We start from the raw sequence: 1845 nt of genomic DNA on the forward strand, positions 1-1845 counted from the left end.
AACAGACCGTGGAGCCGGTCTTTGGAATTATCAAAAGCATCATGGGGTTCAGAAGATTCAGTCTGCGCAGCCTTGCAAAAGTCACGACCGAATGGACACTCGTCGCTCTCGCATACAACTGCAAAAGAATGGCACGGCTTCACGCAGCATAAGCCGGGTCAGCCTCGGCGTTATCAGCCGCAAAATGCCCAACCCGACAGGCTGCTAGCACTACAGTTGCAGTTTGGTTTCCGGCCTAGAAAGATGAAGAATTTGCGGTTTTTCTCGATGTAGACCGTCTGAAATTCGAGCTTTCTGGAAAGCACGGAAACCATGAACAATTAACGAACAAAACAAACTGCAACTGTAGTGCTAGCACTACAGTTGTGTTTTGATGTGAGAGGCGTAGGCTTTTGCCTGATGTATTCGTCTGAAGCGTGACCAGTGCAGGATATGGTTGAGGGAGATCTGACGCTGGGTCAGCCTGACGATAAGACGCCGGATTTCCTGAATGGACCACCGGATCAGACTTGGTACGGGTTCGCTGGTCTTTTTTTGGGAGACCTGTCGTTTGCCTGTGCCCTGACCCCGGCCATCAGGGCATAGGCCAGCATGACAAGGGATACGTGACGATGCCAGCCGTGCCAGGAGCGGGTTTCATTGTGATCGAGGCCGAATTCGTTTTTGGCCGTTCTGAACCCCTCTTCAATCCGCCATCGCGTGCCTTCGACCTGAACCAGCTTTTCAGGCGTCGTTCCTGAGGGGCACCAGACAGTGAAGTATGCAAGATCCCCGTCGGCTGGGTTCCGGCGCACAAGGAGACCCCGGATCCAGGTTCTGTTGTGAGAGTGTCCGATCTTCTGTGTATAATTGATCTGGTCCATACTTCACCGAAAGGAAGTATGAATGACCATCTCGATGGAAATCCTCGACGAATTGCTGACGGGCGTGAAGCGTCCTGAAGACCTGCTCGGAGACAGCGGGTTGCTGAAGGAGCTGAAAATTCGGCTCATGGAGCGTATGCTGGGTGCAGAGTTGAGCGCGCATCTGGGCTATGAGGAAGGCAAGGCTGCCCCGCCGGGCCAGTCGAACCGGCGGAATGGCTCCACGACCAAGGTGCTGAAAGGCCAGGACGGCGCCTTTCCGGTGACGGTGCCGCGCGACCGCGACAGCAGCTTTGAGCCGGAGCTTATAAAGAAGGGCCAGACCCGGATCGACGGGATCGACGACAGGATCATCGGTCTCTATGCCGCCGGTCTGACGGTCCGGGACATCCAGACCCATCTGCTTGATCTTTATGGCCTGAAGGTCTCTCCCGACCTGATCAGCCGCGTCACCGATGCCGTGCTGGACGAGGTCCGGGAGTGGCAGGGCCGGGCGCTGGATCGGATGTATCCCATCGTGATCTTCGATGCCCTTCGGGTAAAGATCCGCGATGCTGACAGCCGGACCGTTAAAAACAAGGCGGTTTACGTTGCTCTCGGTGTCACCCGCGAGGGAGTGCGCGAGGTTCTGGGGCTCTGGATCGCCGAGAATGAAGGCGCCAAATTCTGGCTTTCGGTCATGAACGAGTTGAAGAACCGGGGCATCCAGGACATCCTGATCGCGGTCGTGGACGGGCTGAAAGGCTTTCCCGAGGCCATCACCGCCGCCTTTCCCGAGGCGATGGTTCAGACCTGTATTGTTCACCTGGTGCGCCACAGCCTGAACTTCTGCTCATGGAAGGACCGCAAGGCCGTGGCTGCCGACCTGCGCCGGATCTACGGGGCGGCGACCGCTGACATGGCGGCCGCAGAGCTCGATGCGTTCGAGGAGAAATGGGCCGGGAAATACGCGTCGATCGCCCCGGCATGGCGCCGGGCATGG

At 57.4% G+C, this 1845-nt stretch carries 2 protein-coding genes and 1 pseudogene; 2 read left to right on the forward strand and 1 reads right to left on the reverse strand.

All coding sequences use genetic code 11. The features are described 5' to 3' along the window. Positions 1-152 (forward strand): transposase (locus GEU01_RS21325; protein WP_019087621.1); only part of this gene is annotated, 152 nt, incomplete at its 5' end. Between the two features lie 351 nt (positions 153-503). Here the strand turns inward: GEU01_RS21325 and GEU01_RS25365 are convergent. After that, positions 504-812: pseudogene (locus tag GEU01_RS25365) on the reverse strand (transposase); the annotation flags it as partial. 73 nt (positions 813-885) lie between these two features. Here GEU01_RS25365 and GEU01_RS21340 point away from each other — a divergent pair. Beyond that, positions 886-1845 (forward strand): IS256 family transposase (locus tag GEU01_RS21340; protein WP_019087329.1); only part of this gene is annotated, 960 nt, incomplete at its 3' end.

Origin of the sequence: Komagataeibacter europaeus LMG 18890, from assembly GCF_000285295.1 — a bacterium.
GTDB lineage: Bacteria > Pseudomonadota > Alphaproteobacteria > Acetobacterales > Acetobacteraceae > Komagataeibacter > Komagataeibacter europaeus.